Source organism: Vibrio sp. Vb0304 (genome assembly GCF_033338995.1).
GTDB classification, from domain to species: Bacteria; Pseudomonadota; Gammaproteobacteria; order Enterobacterales; family Vibrionaceae; genus Vibrio; species Vibrio alginolyticus.
In genome coordinates this window covers 1-18,632 of sequence record NZ_JAWOTT010000004.1, presented here as the reverse complement: position 1 = coordinate 18,632, position 18,632 = coordinate 1, and the positions used below count along the sequence as shown (strand labels likewise).

At 46.4% G+C, this 18,632-nt stretch carries 11 protein-coding genes, 1 pseudogene and 1 riboswitch; of the genes and pseudogenes, 6 read left to right on the top strand and 6 right to left on the bottom strand.

Annotation, left to right across the window (positions count from 1 at the left end; all coding sequences use genetic code 11):
* Nucleotides 1–4: 4 nt before the first annotated feature.
* The 3 genes from R7P35_RS08120 to R7P35_RS08110 form a co-directional block, all read right to left on the bottom strand.
* On the bottom strand, nt 5–697 hold the full coding sequence (locus tag R7P35_RS08120; RefSeq protein WP_005391710.1) for an iron-sulfur cluster assembly scaffold protein: 693 nt from the start codon (nt 695–697) through the stop codon (nt 5–7).
* A gap of 259 nt (nt 698–956) precedes the next feature.
* A riboswitch (Fluoride riboswitch) is annotated at nt 957–1,032 on the bottom strand.
* A 156-nt stretch (nt 1,033–1,188) separates the two neighbouring features.
* A complete protein-coding gene (locus tag R7P35_RS08115; RefSeq protein WP_005380208.1) occupies nt 1,189–1,488 on the bottom strand; it encodes a YebG family protein in 300 nt (99 codons plus the stop codon).
* A gap of 128 nt (nt 1,489–1,616) precedes the next feature.
* The gene (locus R7P35_RS08110; protein WP_017636009.1) at nt 1,617–2,543 is read right to left on the bottom strand and encodes a LysR substrate-binding domain-containing protein; all 927 of its coding nucleotides are present in this window, start codon (nt 2,541–2,543) and stop codon (nt 1,617–1,619) included.
* Between the two features lie 109 nt (nt 2,544–2,652).
* Between R7P35_RS08110 and R7P35_RS08105 the strand changes: the two genes are divergently transcribed.
* Nucleotides 2,653–3,627: a TDT family transporter gene (locus tag R7P35_RS08105; RefSeq protein ID WP_258458538.1), complete on the top strand. Its 975-nt coding sequence runs from the start codon at nt 2,653–2,655 to the stop codon at nt 3,625–3,627.
* A 75-nt stretch (nt 3,628–3,702) separates the two neighbouring features.
* Here R7P35_RS08105 and R7P35_RS08100 read toward each other — a convergent pair whose 3' ends face one another.
* On the bottom strand, nt 3,703–5,526 hold the full coding sequence (locus R7P35_RS08100) for a DUF3413 domain-containing protein (RefSeq protein ID WP_132936903.1): 1,824 nt from the start codon (nt 5,524–5,526) through the stop codon (nt 3,703–3,705).
* A 252-nt stretch (nt 5,527–5,778) separates the two neighbouring features.
* Between R7P35_RS08100 and recC the strand changes: the two genes are divergently transcribed.
* From recC to recD, 3 genes are all read left to right on the top strand, one after another.
* Nucleotides 5,779–9,270, top strand: a complete 3,492-nt coding sequence (gene recC, locus R7P35_RS08095) for an exodeoxyribonuclease V subunit gamma (protein ID WP_258458537.1) — start codon at nt 5,779–5,781, stop codon at nt 9,268–9,270.
* Between the two features lie 327 nt (nt 9,271–9,597).
* Nucleotides 9,598–13,272: an exodeoxyribonuclease V subunit beta gene (recB, locus tag R7P35_RS08090; protein WP_213904913.1), complete on the top strand. Its 3,675-nt coding sequence runs from the start codon at nt 9,598–9,600 to the stop codon at nt 13,270–13,272.
* Nucleotides 13,272–15,419 (top strand): exodeoxyribonuclease V subunit alpha, encoded by a 2,148-nt coding sequence (gene recD, locus R7P35_RS08085; RefSeq protein WP_171344504.1) that lies wholly within the window; start codon nt 13,272–13,274, stop codon nt 15,417–15,419. Before recB ends, recD begins: the two co-directional genes overlap by 1 nt.
* A 34-nt stretch (nt 15,420–15,453) precedes the next feature.
* Here the strand turns inward: recD and R7P35_RS08080 are convergent, their stop codons facing one another.
* Together R7P35_RS08080 and argA are read right to left on the bottom strand one after the other, a co-directional pair.
* Nucleotides 15,454–15,642, bottom strand: a complete 189-nt coding sequence (locus R7P35_RS08080) for a hypothetical protein (RefSeq protein ID WP_005380230.1) — start codon at nt 15,640–15,642, stop codon at nt 15,454–15,456.
* 417 nt (nt 15,643–16,059) lie between these two features.
* Nucleotides 16,060–17,397, bottom strand: coding sequence for an amino-acid N-acetyltransferase (argA, locus tag R7P35_RS08075; RefSeq protein WP_012841478.1), 1,338 nt, complete (start codon nt 17,395–17,397; stop codon nt 16,060–16,062).
* Between the two features lie 162 nt (nt 17,398–17,559).
* On the opposite strand from argA, the gene R7P35_RS08070 reads away from it, so the two are divergent.
* Nucleotides 17,560–18,015, top strand: a complete 456-nt coding sequence (locus tag R7P35_RS08070) for a DUF2850 domain-containing protein (RefSeq protein WP_005380234.1) — start codon at nt 17,560–17,562, stop codon at nt 18,013–18,015.
* A gap of 273 nt (nt 18,016–18,288) precedes the next feature.
* Nucleotides 18,289–18,632, top strand: a pseudogene (locus R7P35_RS08065) (murein transglycosylase A); the annotation flags it as partial.

Below are 18,632 nucleotides of genomic sequence, written 5' to 3'. Positions count from 1 at the left end.
GCAATTATTGTTGGCGTGGGTTGATGGTAGTTACGGCTTCGTCAAAACGACCGTAAGTCCCCGTCGCTTTGTCTGCGGCTTCTGCAGCAGATACGCCTTCGTTGATGGCTTTCATCATCTTGCCGAGGTTGAGATATTGGTAACCAATCACTTCTTTGTTTTCGTCTAGCGCGAGTTTTGTTACATAGCCTTCAGCCAACTCCATGTAACGCACGCCTTTTGCTTTGGTTGAGTAGCTAGTACCCACTTGGCTGCGTTGAGTTTGACCAAGATCTTCCAATGCCGCACCAATTTCTAAGCCGCCTTCAGAGAAAGCAGATTGCGTACGACCGTAAACAAATTGAAGGAAGATTTCGCGCATCGCGACGTTAATAGCATCACATACCAAGTCGGTATTCAGTGCTTCAAGAATGGTTTTGCCTGTTAGGATTTCTGCGGCCATCGCTGCTGATTGAGTCATGCCTGAACAGCCGATCGTTTCGATCAAAGCTTCTTCGATGATGCCGTTTTTGACGTTAAGGGTCAGTTTTGCTGCGCCTTGTTGAGGAGCACAAGCGCCAACTCCGTGGCTAAGACCAGAAATCGCGATAACGTCTTTTGGATTGATCATTGCGCCTTCAACAGGGATCGGTGCAGATGCATGAAGCTCGCCGCGTTGAATCGGGCACATTGATTGGATTTCGTGTGAATATTGCATAATGTTTTCCCAGTGTACGATATCCAGCCTATTTGTCAGTCTCAACGGCGTTGACTGCTCTTATTCGCTCCATCAAATAGAAAACTATGTTCAGGAGGTTCATGCGTTTGTCGCCTTGTTGAGTTAACAACTATTTTGGATATCTTTTTAATTTTTGAGAAAACAGGAGCGGGGTTGGAGAAGAGTTGAATTGCTCACTACAGAACTCTCGCTTTCACAACATAAGCGAAAGCACTTCCAACAGGGCTGACCTGTTTTCGTTTCTGTAGGAGTCATTAGCTTTAACAGCGGTTCGAATCTTTCGATTCCGGTGGCACCCCATCACCGGACCCATTTAGACTAGATCTAAGTCACACTAATCCGCAACATGAAATTTAGAGCAATTTGGGATATTAAATCGGTTCTTTATATTCTCAGAGATATATGGAGATAAACGGAAGGAATAAAAAAACGCCGCATAATGCGACGTTTTTTCTAAACAAATAAGAGGCTTATGCAGCGTCTTCTTGCTCGCTATCTTCTTCAACAGCTTCAAGCTTCTTTGCTTTTTTTGGTGCAGGTTTACGTTTTGCACCAAGAGCGTAAAGCACTTCTTCTTTGTTTTGCGCAAGGAACATTGCAAGATCTTCTTGCTTACCTTCGTCTTCTAGAAGTTCACTTTTACCCAGCAGTGAGAATAACTCGTCTGCCATATCCAGCATTTTGTCGTATGCGTCAGCTTCCGCTTTAGAGGTAAAAGTCATTTTCTCTTCTCCATTGCGTTCTACCACGTACTTGACGATTACAGCCATGGTTGGTCCCCTAATTTGGTGTATTGATACTGGCTTTTTATACAGTTTTTGACCAATCAAGTCTAGCGACAAGCCTCAGAATGAGAGACACGTACAACTAACTGACTAGCATTTAAACTATCTTGGTTTCACTTTGCGGATTTGTCCGCCAAAGGAAGGTTTGTTGGTCGCTCCCAATCTTGGCAAAATTCGATAAACGTTTTGAGCAATGGGCTTTGATATTTCTCTTTATGAACCAGTAACCAGAAGCGACGTTTCATATCTAAAGGCATGTCGAGCAGTTTTACGCGGCCGTCACGAATAGCAGGTTCTGCAGACAAACGTGACAAACAGCCCAAGCCTAACCCTGCCGATACTGAGTTGATCAACGCTTCGGTGGTATTGAGCTGAAAAGCTTCATGCCAATGTTCCAAGCGCGGCGCGACAACGCGCATAAAAAATTCGCGTGAGCCAGAGCCTGCCTCTCGCAATATCCATTCACTGTTTTCTAGCTCGGTTAAGTTTACTGGCCCTTCGTGCGCGGCTGGGGAATTGGGCGCGCAAATCACGCACATTTCATCTTCGCTAAACTGGGTAGACTGCAATTCAGGGTGAAGTGTTTTGCCTTCAATGAGGGCTATGTCTAACTCGTAATCGGTCAGCATGTCGCAGATTTGTGCGGAGTTAGAAATGAACAGACTTTGAGAACGATGGTTCGTTTGCTGACGAAATTCGCTAAGCAAATAGGGCGCGACTTGGTTGCCAATGGTGTCGCTGGCACCAATGCGAAGTTGGCCCGATAGCGCTTGGTCACCATCGAAAATGCTCTCGATGTCCTTGGCTCGGTTGAGTAATTCATCCGCCAGTGGCAGTAATTTTTGACCTTCTTGGTTCAAAATCAGTCGGTTATTAACACGATCAAATAAGTGATGGCCGATCTGCTTTTCTAATTCTGAGAGTGCCATGCTCACTGCGGCTTTCGATAAAAAGAGACTATCAGAAGCCGCTGTGAGCGTTTTGTGCTGCGTGATCGTCGTAAACACTTTCAGTTGTTTAAGAGAAATGTGACTTGCCATACCCCACCGTTAAGTAATTCTGAACGTTTGTTTTAAATAATTAGATATATCGGAACGAAGTGCAAGCGTATTATACGTCTCATCAAGAGTGAGTCTGGTTGAGGTCATCATGATTCAAAGAACAAAAGCAAAAGTAATGGGAGCGCCAACTCCAATGGCGGGTTTGGCTCTTGGTATTGCAAGCTTGGGCTGGAGTTGGGAAAACTTCGCCGAATTACATGGCTACGGACAGTGGATTAGTGCGGGTATCGCGAGCATATTGTTGGCTATATTGGCAACCAAGTTTTTGCTACATAATCATCTATTGAGACAAGATCTTGCTCATCCGGTTGTGGGCAGCGTGGTTCCGACATTTGCGATGGGCACTATGGTGGTATCGAACTCTCTCGGCCATTTTTACCCATTAGCTGGCGATGCGCTTTGGCTGATTGCGGTGGTTTTGCACATCGTATTCTTGGTGAGCTTTGTTTACCATCGCGCCAAAGATTTTGAATTGCACCACATGGTTCCTAGTTGGTTTGTACCGCCTGTGGGTATCATCGTTGCGGATGTGTCTTTCTCTGGCAACCCTATGTTAGCACCAGTGGCACAAGGTGCATTGATGTTTGGTATGGTGGCGTACGCGATCATGTTGCCGATGATGATTTACCGTTTCATGTTTACCCATGAAATTCCGGATGCAGCAAAACCAACCATGGCAATTATGGCGGCGCCAGCAAGTCTATCATTGGCAGGGTACTTAACGGTCACTGCGACACCATCACCAGTGATCATCGCTATGCTATTTGGTATCGCGGTATTGATGACAGCCATCATATATCTCGCGTTCTTTAAATTGCTTAGACTGCCATTCAGCCCTGGCTATGCAGCGTTTTCCTTCCCGATGGTGATCGGTGCGACGGCGCTGTTTAAAATGGCGAATTGGATGGAGTTGCAAGGATTGGCTGCGCACTATGTTCAACAAGTGCGAGGCTTAGCTGGTCTTGAGTTGATTGTGGCAACATTTGTTGTCTCTTATGTGGCCTTACAATACATCAACAACTTGTTGATTCAGCCACGCTTGATGCACGCTCATCACGCTTAAATAGCAGATAGGAAAAAGCCTCTTGGTCTTACAACCAAGAGGCTTTTTTATTTCAATCGGCGTCGATGTTGGACGCTAGCCTTTTTTGTAAAATCGCGACATCTCATCCAGAGAATGACGAATGATATCGACAGGAACTTTCTGTTCTTTCTCGACTTTTAACTGGCGATTCAGTTGCTGAGAGTGCCCGCCAGGGTTGACCACAAGCATCAGTTCTTTGCCGACCAATGCATAGTTGTAGTAGCTGCCTGCAATATACCAATCGCGAGAGGCAGAGCTATCAAACAAGTTATGACCAACGCTGTATGAACTCGTTGTGCCTTGAACGTCAAACAGCGTATTCATCATGGTTGGCACGACGTCAAAATGGGTCGTGCGGTAATCAACTTGCTCTGGCTGACGATTTGGCATGTACACGTAAAGAGGCACATGCACTTGAACGTCACTGTAATTACCCGTGTGGCCCCAATAGTTCATCTTATGGTCATTAAACTCTTCACCATGATCTGATGAAATCACCACAATGGTGTTGTCTAAGTCGACGTTTTTCAGCACATCACCAATCAAGCTGTCGATGTAGTACAACGAGTTCTTGTATCGATTGTGGTAAAGCGAAGCGTCAAAATCGTTGTTGAGCAAAATGTGGTCAACGCGTTCCCAGTATGGTTTGAATTTCGCAAATTCAGGTTCAGGAAACACCGTGCCGTGGGCGGCATCGTAGAACAGAAAACCAAAGTACGGCTTGTCGCTGTCCTGCTTTTGGAACTCGATGAACTTGTCTGTTATCTGCTGATCGCGCTCGACAGCTGTTTCCCCAGTTTGTTTCAGGGTCAAATCCGACACTTTTTTGAATACCGTGCGAGAGAGTGGCGGACTGGTGAGCGGTGCTGAGCCAAAAATGCCCATGCGGTAGCCTTCTGCTTGCAGCGTATCCATAAACACAGGAGAGCGTTGACTTGCGTAAAAGCTTTCCCAGTAGGTCGCGGGCAAGCTGTAAAACAGGCTGAAAATACCCGCTTGAGTTGAGTTGCCGCCGCTCATATGTTGTGTGAAATTCACCGTTTTTTCGGCGAACTTGCTGACATTTGGCATGACTTCCGGCGTCGCATCACTGTAGCGCCACGCGTCAACCAAGATAAACAAAACATTGGGCTGTTTCTCTTTGCTTTGCACTTGAATCGGCGCAAGCGGGTAGTTGAGTGAGCTACGTTCAATGTTGGTTAACTCTACGCGGTTCTTCGATGCAATGTTCTCATCCACTAGGTCGTGTTTGTAAATAAATTTACGAGCCGTCAGCGGGTAGTAAAGTGGCCAGTTATTCGAAAACTGACTGACTTCATCGTCGTAAAGTGCGTTTTTGTACGCATGAATCATCTGTGTGCTAAGCAATACAGCAAACCAAACGCTGATCAAAACGAACTTAGCTCGGCTTTCTGACAGTTGATTACTTACCCAAACGGTACAGGCGAGCCCGATCACCAGAACGGCAACTTCACTGACGAAGATAAGCCAACTCATCCAAGAAATATCGAAGACATCACCGCCACCTTCGAAAAACATACGGATTAATAGGGCGTTGATGTGAAGTTTGTATTGCTGAAAAACGAGGATATCGACTTTAAACATGATCAATAGACAGATCGCGATAGCGATCACGATACCTTTGAATGCTCGAGTCGGTAGAAAAGAGAGCAATAAACTCAACAACATAAATGGAAGAGCGATCAAGCCCAGCCAGCCATATTGAGTCGAAACCAAATAGTAACCTTGCAACAAGGTTAGCGGTTCATTCTGATTGTTAGACAACACAAAAGGATAACAAGCGATCGACAGGTACACTGCAAAGCAAGCAAAAAAAGCAATCAGCCAAGCGCTGTTGGAAGACAGTTTGCGAAACATACTTTTTGTTTGTTTATAAATTATGGGTAGAGGGAGTATAAAACAGTGTTTTTTATTATGGAATAGTTGCGACGAATGTCACATTTTGTATGGAAGTGTCAGACTTGATTGACATGTGAAAATTCAGAAGATTCATACTCTATTTGAGTGATATATAACCTTTTGTTTTTTCCGAACGCGAGATCACTGCGGGTTTAAATAGGGCTGTGCTAAGCTAGCTAACAGTTTCAATCGGCGCTCGGTATTCCCAATTTGTTTACTGTTTATCACTCCAACCAAGTTGACGTTCTTAAATCACTCCTTGTCGAACTGATTCGAATCAGTCCGCTGGAAAACCCGTTCGAAAAAGAACAAATTCTGGTTCAAAGTCCAGGCATGTCCCAGTGGCTAAAAATGGAATTGGCCAAAGAGTTTGGTGTTGCCGCGAACATTGATTTTCCGCTCCCTGCGACTTTCATTTGGGAAATGTTTACGCAGGTATTGCCAGACGTGCCAAAACGCAGTGCGTTTAACAAAGAAGCGATGACGTGGAAGTTGATGCATTTGCTTCCGGGGCTTCTCAACCAAGAGGTGTTTTCGCCGTTAGCGCAGTACCTCAAAGATGACAGTGACCACTCTAAGCTGTATCAGCTGGCTGAGAAAATTGCCGATATTTTCGATGGTTACTTGGTGTATCGCCCAGAATGGATTGCAAGCTGGGAAGCCGGACAAACGGTGCCTGAACTTGAAGACGAACACCCATGGCAGCCGATTTTGTGGCAGGCATTGTACGACCACACGGTTACCCTTGGGCAATCGCCTTATCATCGTGCCAATTTGTACGAACACTTCATTGATACGCTCGAAAACTTCAACGGTAGCTTTGACCATCTGCCGAAGCGTCTGTTTGTTTTTGGTATTTCTTCGTTGCCGCCTCGCTATATGGATGCGCTAAAAGCAATTGGTGAACACATCGACGTGCATCTGATGTTCACCAACCCGTGTCGTTATTACTGGGGTGAAGTTCGAGATCGCAAATATCTGGCTCGTTTGGCGGCGAAACATCGTCAGCACGTTGTGTGGCAGGACGATCACTCGGAAGTGCAAGGTGAAACTGAGCAACTGAAAGGATCACTGGAAGATAATGTGATCGATGAGCTGCACACCGATGTGGTCGGAAACAGTCTGTTGGCATCCATGGGTAAACTCGGGCGCGACAATATGTATCTGTTGTCTCAGCTGGAATCTCATGAAATTGAAGCCTTTGTTGATGTTGAGCGCGACAGTCTGCTCCATCAATTGCAAGCGGATATTCTCAATCTTGAAGAACATCAAGATGACCAACAGATTGAAAACAGTCATCACAAACAAGTGGTTAGCTTGGGTGATAAATCACTGAGCCTACACGCTTGTCACAGCCCGATGCGTGAAGTGGAAGTGCTGCATGATCAACTGTTGGCGATGTTCGATGCTGACCCAACGTTAAAACCGCGCGATATTATCGTGATGGTCGCGGACATCAACGCTTACAGCCCTGCGATTCAGGCGGTCTTTGGTAACGCGCCGGGTGAGCGTTTTATTCCATATTCGATTTCTGACCGAACCGCCGATCAAGAGAGCCCAATTCTGGCCGCATTTATGCAGTTGGTGAACTTACCCAATACGCGCTGTTTGGCATCAGAACTACTCGAACTTCTGGAAACTCCGGCGATATTAAAGCGTTTTGAACTCAGCGAAGGTGATTTCTTACAAGCTAAACAATGGGTTGAGGAATCGGGAATTCGCTGGGGGTTGGACGCCAATACCGGACGCGAATTTGAACTGCCGGAAACCCGTCAAAACACATGGCAATTTGGTATTCAACGCATGTTGCTTGGCTACGCGATGCCAGAATCCGCAGGCTTGTTTGAAACCGAGCAAGGCAGTTTGTCTCCGTACAACGAAGTGCAAGGCATGGGCGCAGAGCTGGCGGGCAAGTTGGCACACTTTATCCAACAAATTAGCACTTATCGAAGCAAACTTTCTCATGTTCAAACTATCGATGGTTGGCGAGAGACTTTGGTTTCACTGCTGGATGACTTCTTCTCGGTTGAGTTAGAAGGCGAAATGGCGCTCAAATCCATTCGCGATACGCTCAGCCAACTCAAAGAGCAATTAGCTGATGCCGCATTTGATGATGCGTTATCGCCGTCGATCATCAGCCAATACCTTCAAAACAAATTATCTGGCACACGAGTCAGCCAGCGCTTCCTTGCTGGTCAAGTGAACTTTTGTACCCTGATGCCGATGCGCTCTATTCCGTTTAGAATTGTTTGTCTGTTGGGGATGAATGACGGCGTGTATCCGCGCTCCATGCCGCCAGAAGGCTTTGACTTGATGACAGGAAGAACCAAACCGGGCGACCGTTCGCGCCGAGATGATGACCGTTACCTATTCCTCGAAGCGATGTTGTCTGCACAGCAAACGCTCTACATCAGTTATGTTGGCCGTTCAATCCAAGACAACACCGAGCGAGTGCCTTCGGTTCTGGTTTCTGAGCTGATGGAATACTGTCACCAAAACTATTGTTTAAGTGGTGATGAAGCGTTGCCCGTTGATGAGTCTGGCGACAACTTATTAAATGCGTTGGTGAATACCCACGCCATGGTGCCGTTTAGCCCAAGTGCGTTCCAAGGCATGCATGCTAGCTACGCGAAAGAGTGGATTCCAGCGGCATTGACTCAAAGCAGTCAATCGCAAGGCTATGTCCGTCGTGATTTTAATCGGGCATTAGACGACTATCTGTTGGGAGCGATGTTCCCGCTTGAGCTCGACTTAGTCGAGTTGCAACGTTTCTGGCGTTTACCAGTGCAGTATTTTTTCAATCGTCGTTTAAAAGTAATCTTTGAACCGCCACTACCGGTGATGGAAGACGACGAACCCTTTGTTTTAGGTGGTTTGGAAAGCTATCAAATGCGTGATGAGCTGTTAGAAACCTTGCTTGAAGCGACATTGATGCAGCCAGAGAAAAAAACAGAGGTGCTTAAACACTTTATGAGTCAACAGCGCGCGCAAGGCAAACTGCCGGTGGGGGCGTTTGGTGATATCGAATTTGAAACCAACCGAGTTCAGGCGGAAGAGCTGGTGTATAAACTGGCGTTTTTATCTGGTGCGCCTCAAGACGATTTGGAAATCGACCTGACGTTTGATTCCTTGTTTGAGCGAAATGAAGGCGAAGAGAAAAACGTTCGCCTAACAGGTTGGCTAACTCAATGCTACCAATCCGGTTTGATTCGCTATCGAAGCGGTAAGATTCGATCGCAGGATTACCTTGCAGCGTGGATCGATCACCTTGCCATGTCGGCGTCGGGTCATGCTAAGAAAACTCACATCATTGGTTACGATCGTAAAGAAGGCGCGCTGCATTTGATCTACCCAGAAATTGCCGATGCGCAGTATGCCAAACAGCTACTGACTGAATTAGTTCGCTTATTTTTCGAAGGCATGACTAAGCCTTTGCCTTATTTCCCGAAAACGGCGTTGGCTTGTGTTGAAGCGGGCTTTAGCCGTGGTCAGTGGGTCGATGACGAAGAGAAATCTTTGAAGAAAATGGCTGACGCATTCAATGATGGCTTCATGAGCCCGGGCGAAGGCAATAATGCGTACATCTCTCGAATTTGGCCTGCTTGGAATGATGAGTTGGCCTCAGAAGTTCGTGTGCTGACAGCATTAGTACTGCAAGGTGCGCGCTTAGCGGTTCAAGACGCTGATGATGTAAAAGCGTGATAAAGAAAGTTGGATAAAGAGAAGGAAGAGTAGGGTGGCCGCCAGAAAATCATTATTTTTTGTAGGGCGTTCGCTGTACGGCCACAAGGTCAGAGGGACCATGATACTTTTGTTTAATTCATTTGAGTTGTGCCGCCAAAAAGGTTTGGCTTATCTCGTGGGGCGCATACTAACGGTACGTCTTATGGATAACCGTGAGAAAGATCTCACAAAGCTCTAAATTATCCAACTTGTTAAACATATTAATAGAATTTTTAACTATAGATCACATTTATTAGGTGATACGTCCTAGTAAATAATCCGGAGAGATTCAGCGTTATGGATCAAATGTCAGGTGCAGAGTGTCCTCTACATACGTTAGACCGCACAGAGCAACCTCAACCAACGCCACTAGAACCGATGACGTTTCCTCTGCATGGCGCGAGGTTAATCGAGGCATCAGCAGGTACAGGTAAAACCTTCACTATTGCAGGTTTATATCTGCGCCTTTTGCTTGGTCACGGCTGCGAGGAAACTCGACATCGCGTACCGCTTACAGTCGACCAAATTCTGGTCGTAACCTTTACCGAAGCGGCAACTGCGGAATTACGCGATCGTATCAGGGCAAGGATCCATGACGCGCGAATCGCGTTTGCGCGTGGACAGAGTTCCGACCCGGTGATCCAACCTTTGCTTAATGAGTTTGACGATCACAAGCAAGCCGCAGAAATTTTATTGCAGGCAGAGCGTCAGATGGACGAGGCGGCGGTCTACACCATTCACGGTTTTTGCCAACGTATGCTAACGCAAAATGCGTTTGAATCTGGCAGCCGATTTAATAACGAGTTTGTGACCGATGAAAGTCACCTAAAAGCGCAAGTTGTAGCCGATTACTGGCGCCGCAATTTCTACCCGTTGCCATTTACCTTGGCTGGAGAAATTCGCCAGCTATGGGGCTCTCCATCTGCGTTGTTGTCTGACATCAGCAATTACTTAACTGGTGCGCCGTTAAGCCTTTCTGTTCCGGCAATGAAAGGCAGTTTGGCTGATCTTCATACTGAAAATCTGAAAAAAATTGATGAATTAAAAGCACAGTGGCGAGAAAGCCAAGATGACTTCTTAACGCTAATTTCAGATTCAGATATTAACAAACGTAGCTATACCAAAAAGTCTCTGCCGACGTGGTTGGAGGCGGTAAACGCTTGGGCAGCAACGGAAACCACAGGTTACGATTATCCAGACAAGCTGGAGAAATTCGCGCAAAACGTCTTGTTGGAAAAAACACCGAAAGGCAGTGCGCCGCAGCACGCGGTATTTGAAGCCATTGAAACATTTCTTGCTAACCCAATCAGCTTAAAAGCGCCACTGCTTGCTCATGCAATTGAACATTGTCGTGTGATGCTGGCTAACGCGAAAAATCAAAAACAGTGGCTCTCTTTTGATGATTTGCTGACGCAACTTTCTGCTTCTATCGATACGGACGAAAGCGAGCTTTTAGCGGCGCGTATTCGTACTTTGTATCCTGTCGCAATGATTGACGAGTTCCAAGATACCGACCCGCTTCAATACAGTATTTTCAGCCGTATTTATCTGAATAATCCGGAATGTGGTTTGTTTATGATCGGTGATCCCAAGCAGGCGATTTATGGCTTTCGTGGCGCAGACATTTTCACTTATATCAAAGCGCGTAACCAAGTAAGTGCCCACTATACGTTAGGAACCAACTGGCGTTCTAGCGCAGATATGGTGCAGGCGGTAAACCAAGTATTTGCTTTGCCAGACAGTCCATTTATCTATGATTCAGATATTCCGTTCTTACCCGTTAAGTACAGTCCCAATGCCGAAAAACGCATTTGGACTATGGGTGGCCAAAAGCAACCGGCGCTGACTTATTGGTTGCAAGAAGCGGACGATAAACCGCTACCAAAAGGCGAGTATTTGACTCGAATGGCAGAGGCGACTGCAAGCCAAATCCAAACTATTTTGACGCAGGCTCAACAGGGGCAAGCGTGTCTGGTGAATGGCGAAAAACAGAAAGCGGTTCAAGCGGGCGATATCGCGGTGTTGGTTCGAACAGGTAGTGAAGGTCGAATGATCAAACAAGCGCTGGCTGAACAAGGCATTGCCAGCGTGTACCTGTCTAACCGAGACAGTGTGTTTACCAGTTCAGTGGCGCAGGATCTACAGCGTTTGCTGCAAGCGGTGCTGACTCCAGAAAATGACCGTGCGCTGCGTGCAAGTCTTGCCTCTGAGCTGTTTGCCCTTGATGCAGCAAGTTTGGATGCACTTAATAACGATGAAATTGTGTGGGAAAACGCCGTAAACGAATTCAAAGAATATCGCAAACTTTGGGTTCAGCGTGGTGTGCTGCCGATGCTGCGGGCGGTGATCAGCAAACGCCATATTGCCGAGCGATTACTAGAAGAAGGCGCGAGTTCACAGGGTGAAAATGGTGAGCGAGTGCTTACCGATTTAATGCACATCGGTGAACTGCTTCAACAAGCCAGTAATGAACTGGACAGCGATCACGGTCTACTGCGTTGGCTCGCTCAGTCTATCAGTGATGCGGAAAACGGTTTGGGTGGCAGTGATGACCAAATCCAACGTTTAGAATCGGAACGTAACTTAGTGCAGATCGTAACTATTCACAAATCAAAAGGCTTGGAGTATGACCTCGTATTTCTGCCGTTTGTGTTCAGCTATCGAGAAGCCAGTGAAGCCAAATATTACGATGCAGCCAATGACCGCACGGTACTGGATATTACTGGCAACGATGCGTCCATGAAGCAAGCGGATAAAGAGCGTTTGGCGGAAGACTTACGCTTGATATACGTAGCACTAACGCGAGCTGTGTATGCGTGTTTTATCGGTGCCTCACCTTTGCGCAATGGCCGTTCGACCAAAGAGCCAACTGGTGTACACCGCAGTGCGATTGGCTATTTGATTCAAAATGGTCAAGAAGGTGGCATTAACGATTTGCAACAAGGTTTAACAAAGCAACAAGACGAGCTTGATTGTGTCGTTGTGGCCGATCCGCCGCAGCAACTCGAAGAGAAGTACGTAGCGCCACAAGAAGAAATACACGATCTTAGCGCGAAAGAGCTGCAAAACCCTATCGATAGAAACTGGCGCATCACCAGTTATTCTGGCTTGGTCAAGCAAGGCTCTCATCACGCCGAGCATGATGCCACGATTGAGATTACGGGTTTTGATATCGACTCATCTGAAGAGCAAGACGAAGCGGATTTGGTGGAGCCAGAGCGCTCTATTTTTACCTTCCCTCGTGGTGCGCGTCCGGGTACGTTCCTGCACAGCTTGTTTGAGGAAGTTGAATTTACTCAGCCAGCCACTACGGAAGAGAATACACAAATCATCCTTGGCTTGATGGAAAGCGAACAGCTCGATGAAGAGTGGCTACCTATTTTACAGCAATTGATTGATACCGTACTCGCAACGCCGTTGGATGGTAAGTCTTTGCTGCTGAATCAAAAAGCACCGTCGCAACGTTTGGTGGAGATGGAATTTTTGCTGCCGATTGAAGTTTTGTCTGCACCGGCGTTAAACCGAGTCATTCAACGTCACGATCCGTTGTCGGCGAAAGCGGGGGATTTAGGTTTCCAAACCGTGCAAGGCATGCTCAAAGGTTTTATCGACTTGGTGTTTGAACATCAAGGTAAATACTACGTGCTTGACTGGAAATCGAATCATCTTGGCGACGATGTGACGCACTATCATGGTGAGGCTCTGAAATCGGCGATGGCAGATCACCGCTACGATTTGCAGTACCAGATTTATGCGTTAGCCCTGCATCGTTTCCTACGCAGCCGATTGGCCAATTATGATTATGAACAGCACTTTGGTGGCGTGTATTACTTGTTCTTGCGCGGCATGGATGGGCAGAGTGACCACGGCATTTTTGCCGCGAAACCAACTTTCGAGTTCTTACAAGAGATGGATCGTTTGATTGATGGTCAAGTACTTGAAACGCGCTCAACTCAAGCCGGGCAGATGGAGCTACTTTAATGACGACAAATCACAATCTTCATTCTGACCAAGATAGCCTATTGGTAGTGTTGGAACGCTTGGCGCACAAAGGTGCTATTCGTCAGCTCGACTACCAATTCGCCTGTTTTATTGATTCTCAAACGCATGATGAACAGTCGGACAGCCAAGCACTGGCGTTTATCGCTGGTGTTGTCAGTAGTGAGCTTGGTAAAGGACATATCTGTCTGTCTCTGTGCGATGCACAAGGGCAAACTACGGATTTAGCCAGTAAGCTAGGGCTGTTTGGTGAGTCGGCATTGGCGCTTAACACACAGTTGCAAGGCATAGACTGGATTCAAGTATTACAAAATTCCAGCGTGGTCGGCGCGCAAGGAGAAGCCTTGCCTTTAATGTTCGATGGTGAGCGTCTGTATCTGCATCGCTATTGGCATTATGAAGTGACACTGGCGGAAAAGCTCAATCAGCTGGGCGCCGCAGTTAACTTGCAACCACAAGAGTTTGCGCGATTATCGGAGTTGCTCAACCATCTGTTCGCACGCCAATACCATTTTCTGTTTAACGCGTTGGGCAAAGCAGTAGAAGCGGGAAGCAGCAACCAAGTGTTGCGTCAGCAATTGGTGTGTGACCACCTTGATGTGGTCGCAAGCGAATCGTTGGATTGGCACGCCATTGATTCCGTGCTTAGCAATGCGCGCAAGGTTCAAGATTTGCAAATACTGGATGAACTCGTGCCACTCTCAGCTTGTGTGAACTGGCAAAAAGTCGCGGCGGCGGTTGCGTTAACTCGTCGATTTGCTGTGATTTCTGGTGGCCCTGGTACGGGTAAAACGACGACAGTAACCAAATTGCTTGCTGCTTTGATTGAACAGGCGACGCAAGAGAAAAATCTAACCATCAAGCTGGTGGCCCCGACGGGGAAAGCGGCGGCGCGATTAACCGAGTCCATTGGTAAAGCGGTGCAAGAGCTGCCAGTTTCTCCGGAGCTAAAAGCCAAAATTCCGACTGAATCGAGTACCTTACATCGGTTGCTGGGTGCGATTCCTAATAGCGCAGAATTTCGTCACAACAAGCAAAATCCACTGCATTTGGATATTTTGGTTATCGACGAAGCGTCGATGGTCGATTTACCAATGATGTATAAAGTGGTCGATGCCTTACCGAAACATGCGCGGCTGATTTTGCTAGGTGATAAAGATCAACTTGCCTCAGTTGAAGCAGGGGCAGTGTTGGGTGATATCTGTTCGTTCCATGCGTTGGGTTATGGCAAAGAGCAGGCGTCAGCCATCGCAAAACTGACGGGCTTCGATACTTTAGCCCATACGGGTAACAGTGCATCTAGCATTGCTGATAGTTTATGTATGCTGCAAAAGAGCTACCGATTTGACGCTCGCTCAGGCATTGGTCAGTTGGCAAAAGCGGTTAATTCCGGTTCTGCTGCGAGCGTAGATAACGTCTGGGCGCGTGACTTTTCCGATATCGAACATTTCGCACTAAGTAGTCAACATTACAACCAAATGATGCAGACGTTGGTGCAGGAATACGGTCGTTACCTCAAACGCATTGGACAACAGGAAACTGATCCTAAAACCGGAGAGCCAGAGTCGCTAACGCACAAAGCCAAAGCGGTGTTAGATACCTTCAACCAATGCCGACTGCTGTGCGCGATCCGTGAAGGTGACTTCGGTGTGGCTGGGCTAAACCAACGCATCGAGAAAGCGCTTGCGGCGCGCAAGTTCATTCAAGTTCAGGATGAAATTTGGTATCACGGCAGACCTGTCATGGTTACGCGTAATGATCACGGTTTAGGTTTGTATAACGGTGATATTGGTATTTGTATGCGAGATGACAGTGAAGAAGAACCGCGTTTGAAAGTCTTTTTCGAGTTACCTGACGGCAGTGTGAAATCGGTCTTGCCAAGCCGAGTACCTGAACATGAAACGGCTTACGCCATGACCATCCATAAATCGCAAGGCAGTGAATTTGATTACACCCTTATGATTTTGCCACCAGACTTTAGCCCGATATTAACCCGTGAGTTGATTTACACAGGCATTACCCGCGCGAAAAAGCGTTTAGCTCTTTACGCCGAGCTCAATGTTCTGAAGCGAGGCATTAAGGTGAAAACCACTCGCGCGAGTGGGTTAGTAAAGCGGCTTACCAACTAAAACAAGAAGACCGAGCTTATGGCTCGGTCTTCTTTTATGCATGTTTTGCAAACGCATTGGTAAAAGACACGCTGCGTATTTTGTATTGCTGTTGATAAGCAAGAATAAAATCTCGGATAGCGTCATTTACGGGGAAAACACAGTGGACGTCTAGGCCTTCTAAAAACTGATTGTCAGCCATATCCCAGAAGCTTTGAAGCGAATTACAAATGATTGTTCTCATAACAGTGCTCGTCTCGGCTTATTTAAAGTCAGATTAACAACTGTCCTTGGTGTGCAATACGGAGCTAACTAGTTTTTCAATTGCCCAGTATTTTAGGGTGAAGGCTACATTACATCACCTAGATCCATTCGTATTGGTTAAAAACCAATCACTAGCGAGCAGAGTATAGCCAACCAAATGTATATTTAAAAGATAAAATTGGAACAAAAATCAAGCAATGGTTTGCGCATATCTAAGTTGGGTTTACATGATGACCCGCTAGTCCGGAGTAGGGGTTATGTGTGGCCTTACTCCTAAACAAACTCGTTCCTAAACAAGCTCGATGTGCAGGGTTGAGCGTTAATGAACTAAATCCTGCCCTTTGAGGTTAGTTGGTATAGTGGAACGTTAAGTTTCGCTCCCTGATTTAAGGTTAAGCTATAAATCTAACGCTAAGATTTTGGACTTACGCTGGAAGTTATATAACCCTTGTTTGGCTCCAGGCAAATAGTCGACACTGACTTCGTAAAAACCTTGCTCTCTAAACCAATGCAAACTGTGTGTCGTGAGGACAAAAATCTGATCAATGGTTTCGGATTTAGAACGATGTTTCATGTAGTTGAGCAGTAACAAACCTCGGTTTCCATCACGATAGTCAGGGTGAATCGCTACGCAAGCCATCTCTGCTTTACGCTCTTCTGGGTATGGATAAAGGGCAGCACAGCCAATAATCAAGCCGTCTTTTTCAATGATGGTAAATTTTCCAATCTCTTGCTCTAGCTGCTCTCGAGAGCGCCTAACGAGTACACCTTGTTCTTCTAAAGGGCGAATGAGGTCTAAGATACCGCCAATATCGTCAATATTAGCTTGCCTCACTTGTTCAGCACTCGCCATAACAACTTGGGTACCGATACCGTCGAAAGAGAACAACTCCTGAATTAAGGCGCCATCTACTTTATAACTGATCAAGTGGCTACGAGGTACTCCGGCACGGCAAGCGGCAATAGAGCCTTTAAGAAAGCGCAGTGTCCCAGTGTTGTAATCTAGGTCAGGAGACGTATTTTCAGAGAGTGTTTTGATGACATGCTCCGCTTCAATTGGCAGTAACTCGGCGACAGCATTGCCGTTGTCATCAATGACACCTTGTTCGGAGCAAAAACCAATCAGCTTATCCGCACCCAGCTTTATCGCTAGTTGGGTGGCGACTTCTTCCGATAATAAATTGAAGCACTCGCCAGTCACAGAGCTCGCAATGGGGCCAAGTAGCACAATAGAGCCTTGGTCGAGCGTGCGATTAATCGCGTCGGTGTCAATGCGGCGAATACGTCCACTATGGCAATAGTCCACACCATCATCAACGCCGAGTGGTTGGGCAATGATGTAGTTTCCGCTAACGACATTGAGCTGGGTACCTGCCATCGGAGTATTGTTGAGGCTCATTGATAGGCGCGCAGTAATCGCAAGCTGAAGTTGTCCGGCAGCTTGCATAACAACAGATAAAGCCGATTCATCCGTAATGCGGATATTTTTGTGGTAAGGCGTAGTGAGGTCTTGTTTTTCTAGCAGCTGATTAATTTGAGGACGTGCACCATACACCACCACGACTTTGATTCCGAGGCTGTGCATGAGGGCGATATCATTAATAATGTTGCCAAAATTTTTGTGTGCGACGGCTTCTCCGCCCAGCATGATCACCATGGTTTTTCCGCGGTGAGCATTGACATAAGGTGTTGATTGACGGAATCCTTTTACGAGAGCAGTACTACGAATTTTCACTACAGCCATTCCTTTGTTTAATTATGTTAAAATAATGCCTTTTTATTCATTTGGTGGCAAGGTGAAATTTTGGAATAAAGCACAAACATATTGAGGTAGGTTCTTGGTCCCGTTAAAAGGGAAGGTTACAATGGGTGCGTCTTTCCTCAATACGTGAACCTCATGTCTTCTGCTGTTAATAAGAATGCTGCGATCACTGCTTCCAATCTGTCAAAAACGTCATCTAAATCAATGCTTCGTAAGTGGCTAGAGCGTTCTCTCATGCTTATAGCGATAGTTGGAACCGTTGTCGTGTGCATGCTGTATAGTGATTTGATTACTCGAACCATTAATCCGCCCATTCCCAAATCGACTATTTATGGTCGCTGGGTTGAGCAAGATGTTGCGCCTTATGCTCGTGAAGAATTTGTGTTGAGTGAGCGCGGTGTTACCGTAAATGGTTCTACAGTGGCGACCAGTTTTGAATTCGATGGGGATTCGTTTTCGTATCGAGTGGGTTCAAATGAGCGGCACTTCAATTTTGTGGGTAAGCAGCATGCAGAAATGAAGCTGGATGCCAATGCGCATTATCTACCTGTATTCCGTTTAGAGGGGCGTGCAAGGATTGCGGTAAGATAGTCGTTTTTATCATTGTCTGTTAAGCAGAGATCTCTTGCGTCTGTGAGTCACATGGATGATCACAATTTCATCTCTCAATCAGTAAATCTTACTTTCAAACATAATCCGGACAATTCCGTAATTCTTCCGCTGCTATCATGTTGCATTAACTGAATGAATTCACAACGAGTAAACGGATTGGCTTAGCGTTGAAACATTTTGTCGTTGCTTTTCAATTGCACCGTATGCATTTGTTTGCCATCCTTTTGCTATTCTCTTTTACGGAAAAGACACGTGTTAAAAAAACTCCTTCCTATTATATCTTTGAGCCTACTCTTTGGCTGTGCTCAACAAAATGATCGTGCTCAGCAATATCTTGATGGTGAGTTTCCTCAGATCCTCAATAAAGTGGACGTAGTTGAGTCTAACAAACCACGCGATTTTACTGAATTTAACAAGCAAGCTGAGCAAGTGGTGATAAAGTCACCATCCATGGCGAAGATATACCAACCGCTATATCAACGATTAAGTGAGTGGGCGCAACAGAGCGGAGATACCAGTGCGTTGAGTGCGTTTGGCATTCAAGCCGCGCAATTGGGTGGTGGTGATAAAAAAGGTAATGTGCTGTTTACCGGATA

What these genes read in the sequence shown, in the direction of transcription:
- recB (WP_213904913.1), top strand. Translation starts at nt 9,598, where the DNA reads ATGTCAGGTGCAGAGTGTCCTCTACATACGTTAGACCGCACAGAGCAA.
- R7P35_RS08100 (WP_132936903.1), bottom strand. Translation starts at nt 5,526, where the DNA reads ATGTTTCGCAAACTGTCTTCCAACAGCGCTTGGCTGATTGCTTTTTTT.
- R7P35_RS08115 (WP_005380208.1), bottom strand. Translation starts at nt 1,488, where the DNA reads ATGGCTGTAATCGTCAAGTACGTGGTAGAACGCAATGGAGAAGAGAAA.
- recD (WP_171344504.1), top strand. Translation starts at nt 13,272, where the DNA reads ATGACGACAAATCACAATCTTCATTCTGACCAAGATAGCCTATTGGTA.
- R7P35_RS08110 (WP_017636009.1), bottom strand. Translation starts at nt 2,543, where the DNA reads ATGGCAAGTCACATTTCTCTTAAACAACTGAAAGTGTTTACGACGATC.
- R7P35_RS08080 (WP_005380230.1), bottom strand. Translation starts at nt 15,642, where the DNA reads ATGAGAACAATCATTTGTAATTCGCTTCAAAGCTTCTGGGATATGGCT.
- R7P35_RS08070 (WP_005380234.1), top strand. Translation starts at nt 17,560, where the DNA reads ATGTCTTCTGCTGTTAATAAGAATGCTGCGATCACTGCTTCCAATCTG.
- R7P35_RS08105 (WP_258458538.1), top strand. Translation starts at nt 2,653, where the DNA reads ATGATTCAAAGAACAAAAGCAAAAGTAATGGGAGCGCCAACTCCAATG.
- R7P35_RS08120 (WP_005391710.1), bottom strand. Translation starts at nt 697, where the DNA reads ATGCAATATTCACACGAAATCCAATCAATGTGCCCGATTCAACGCGGC.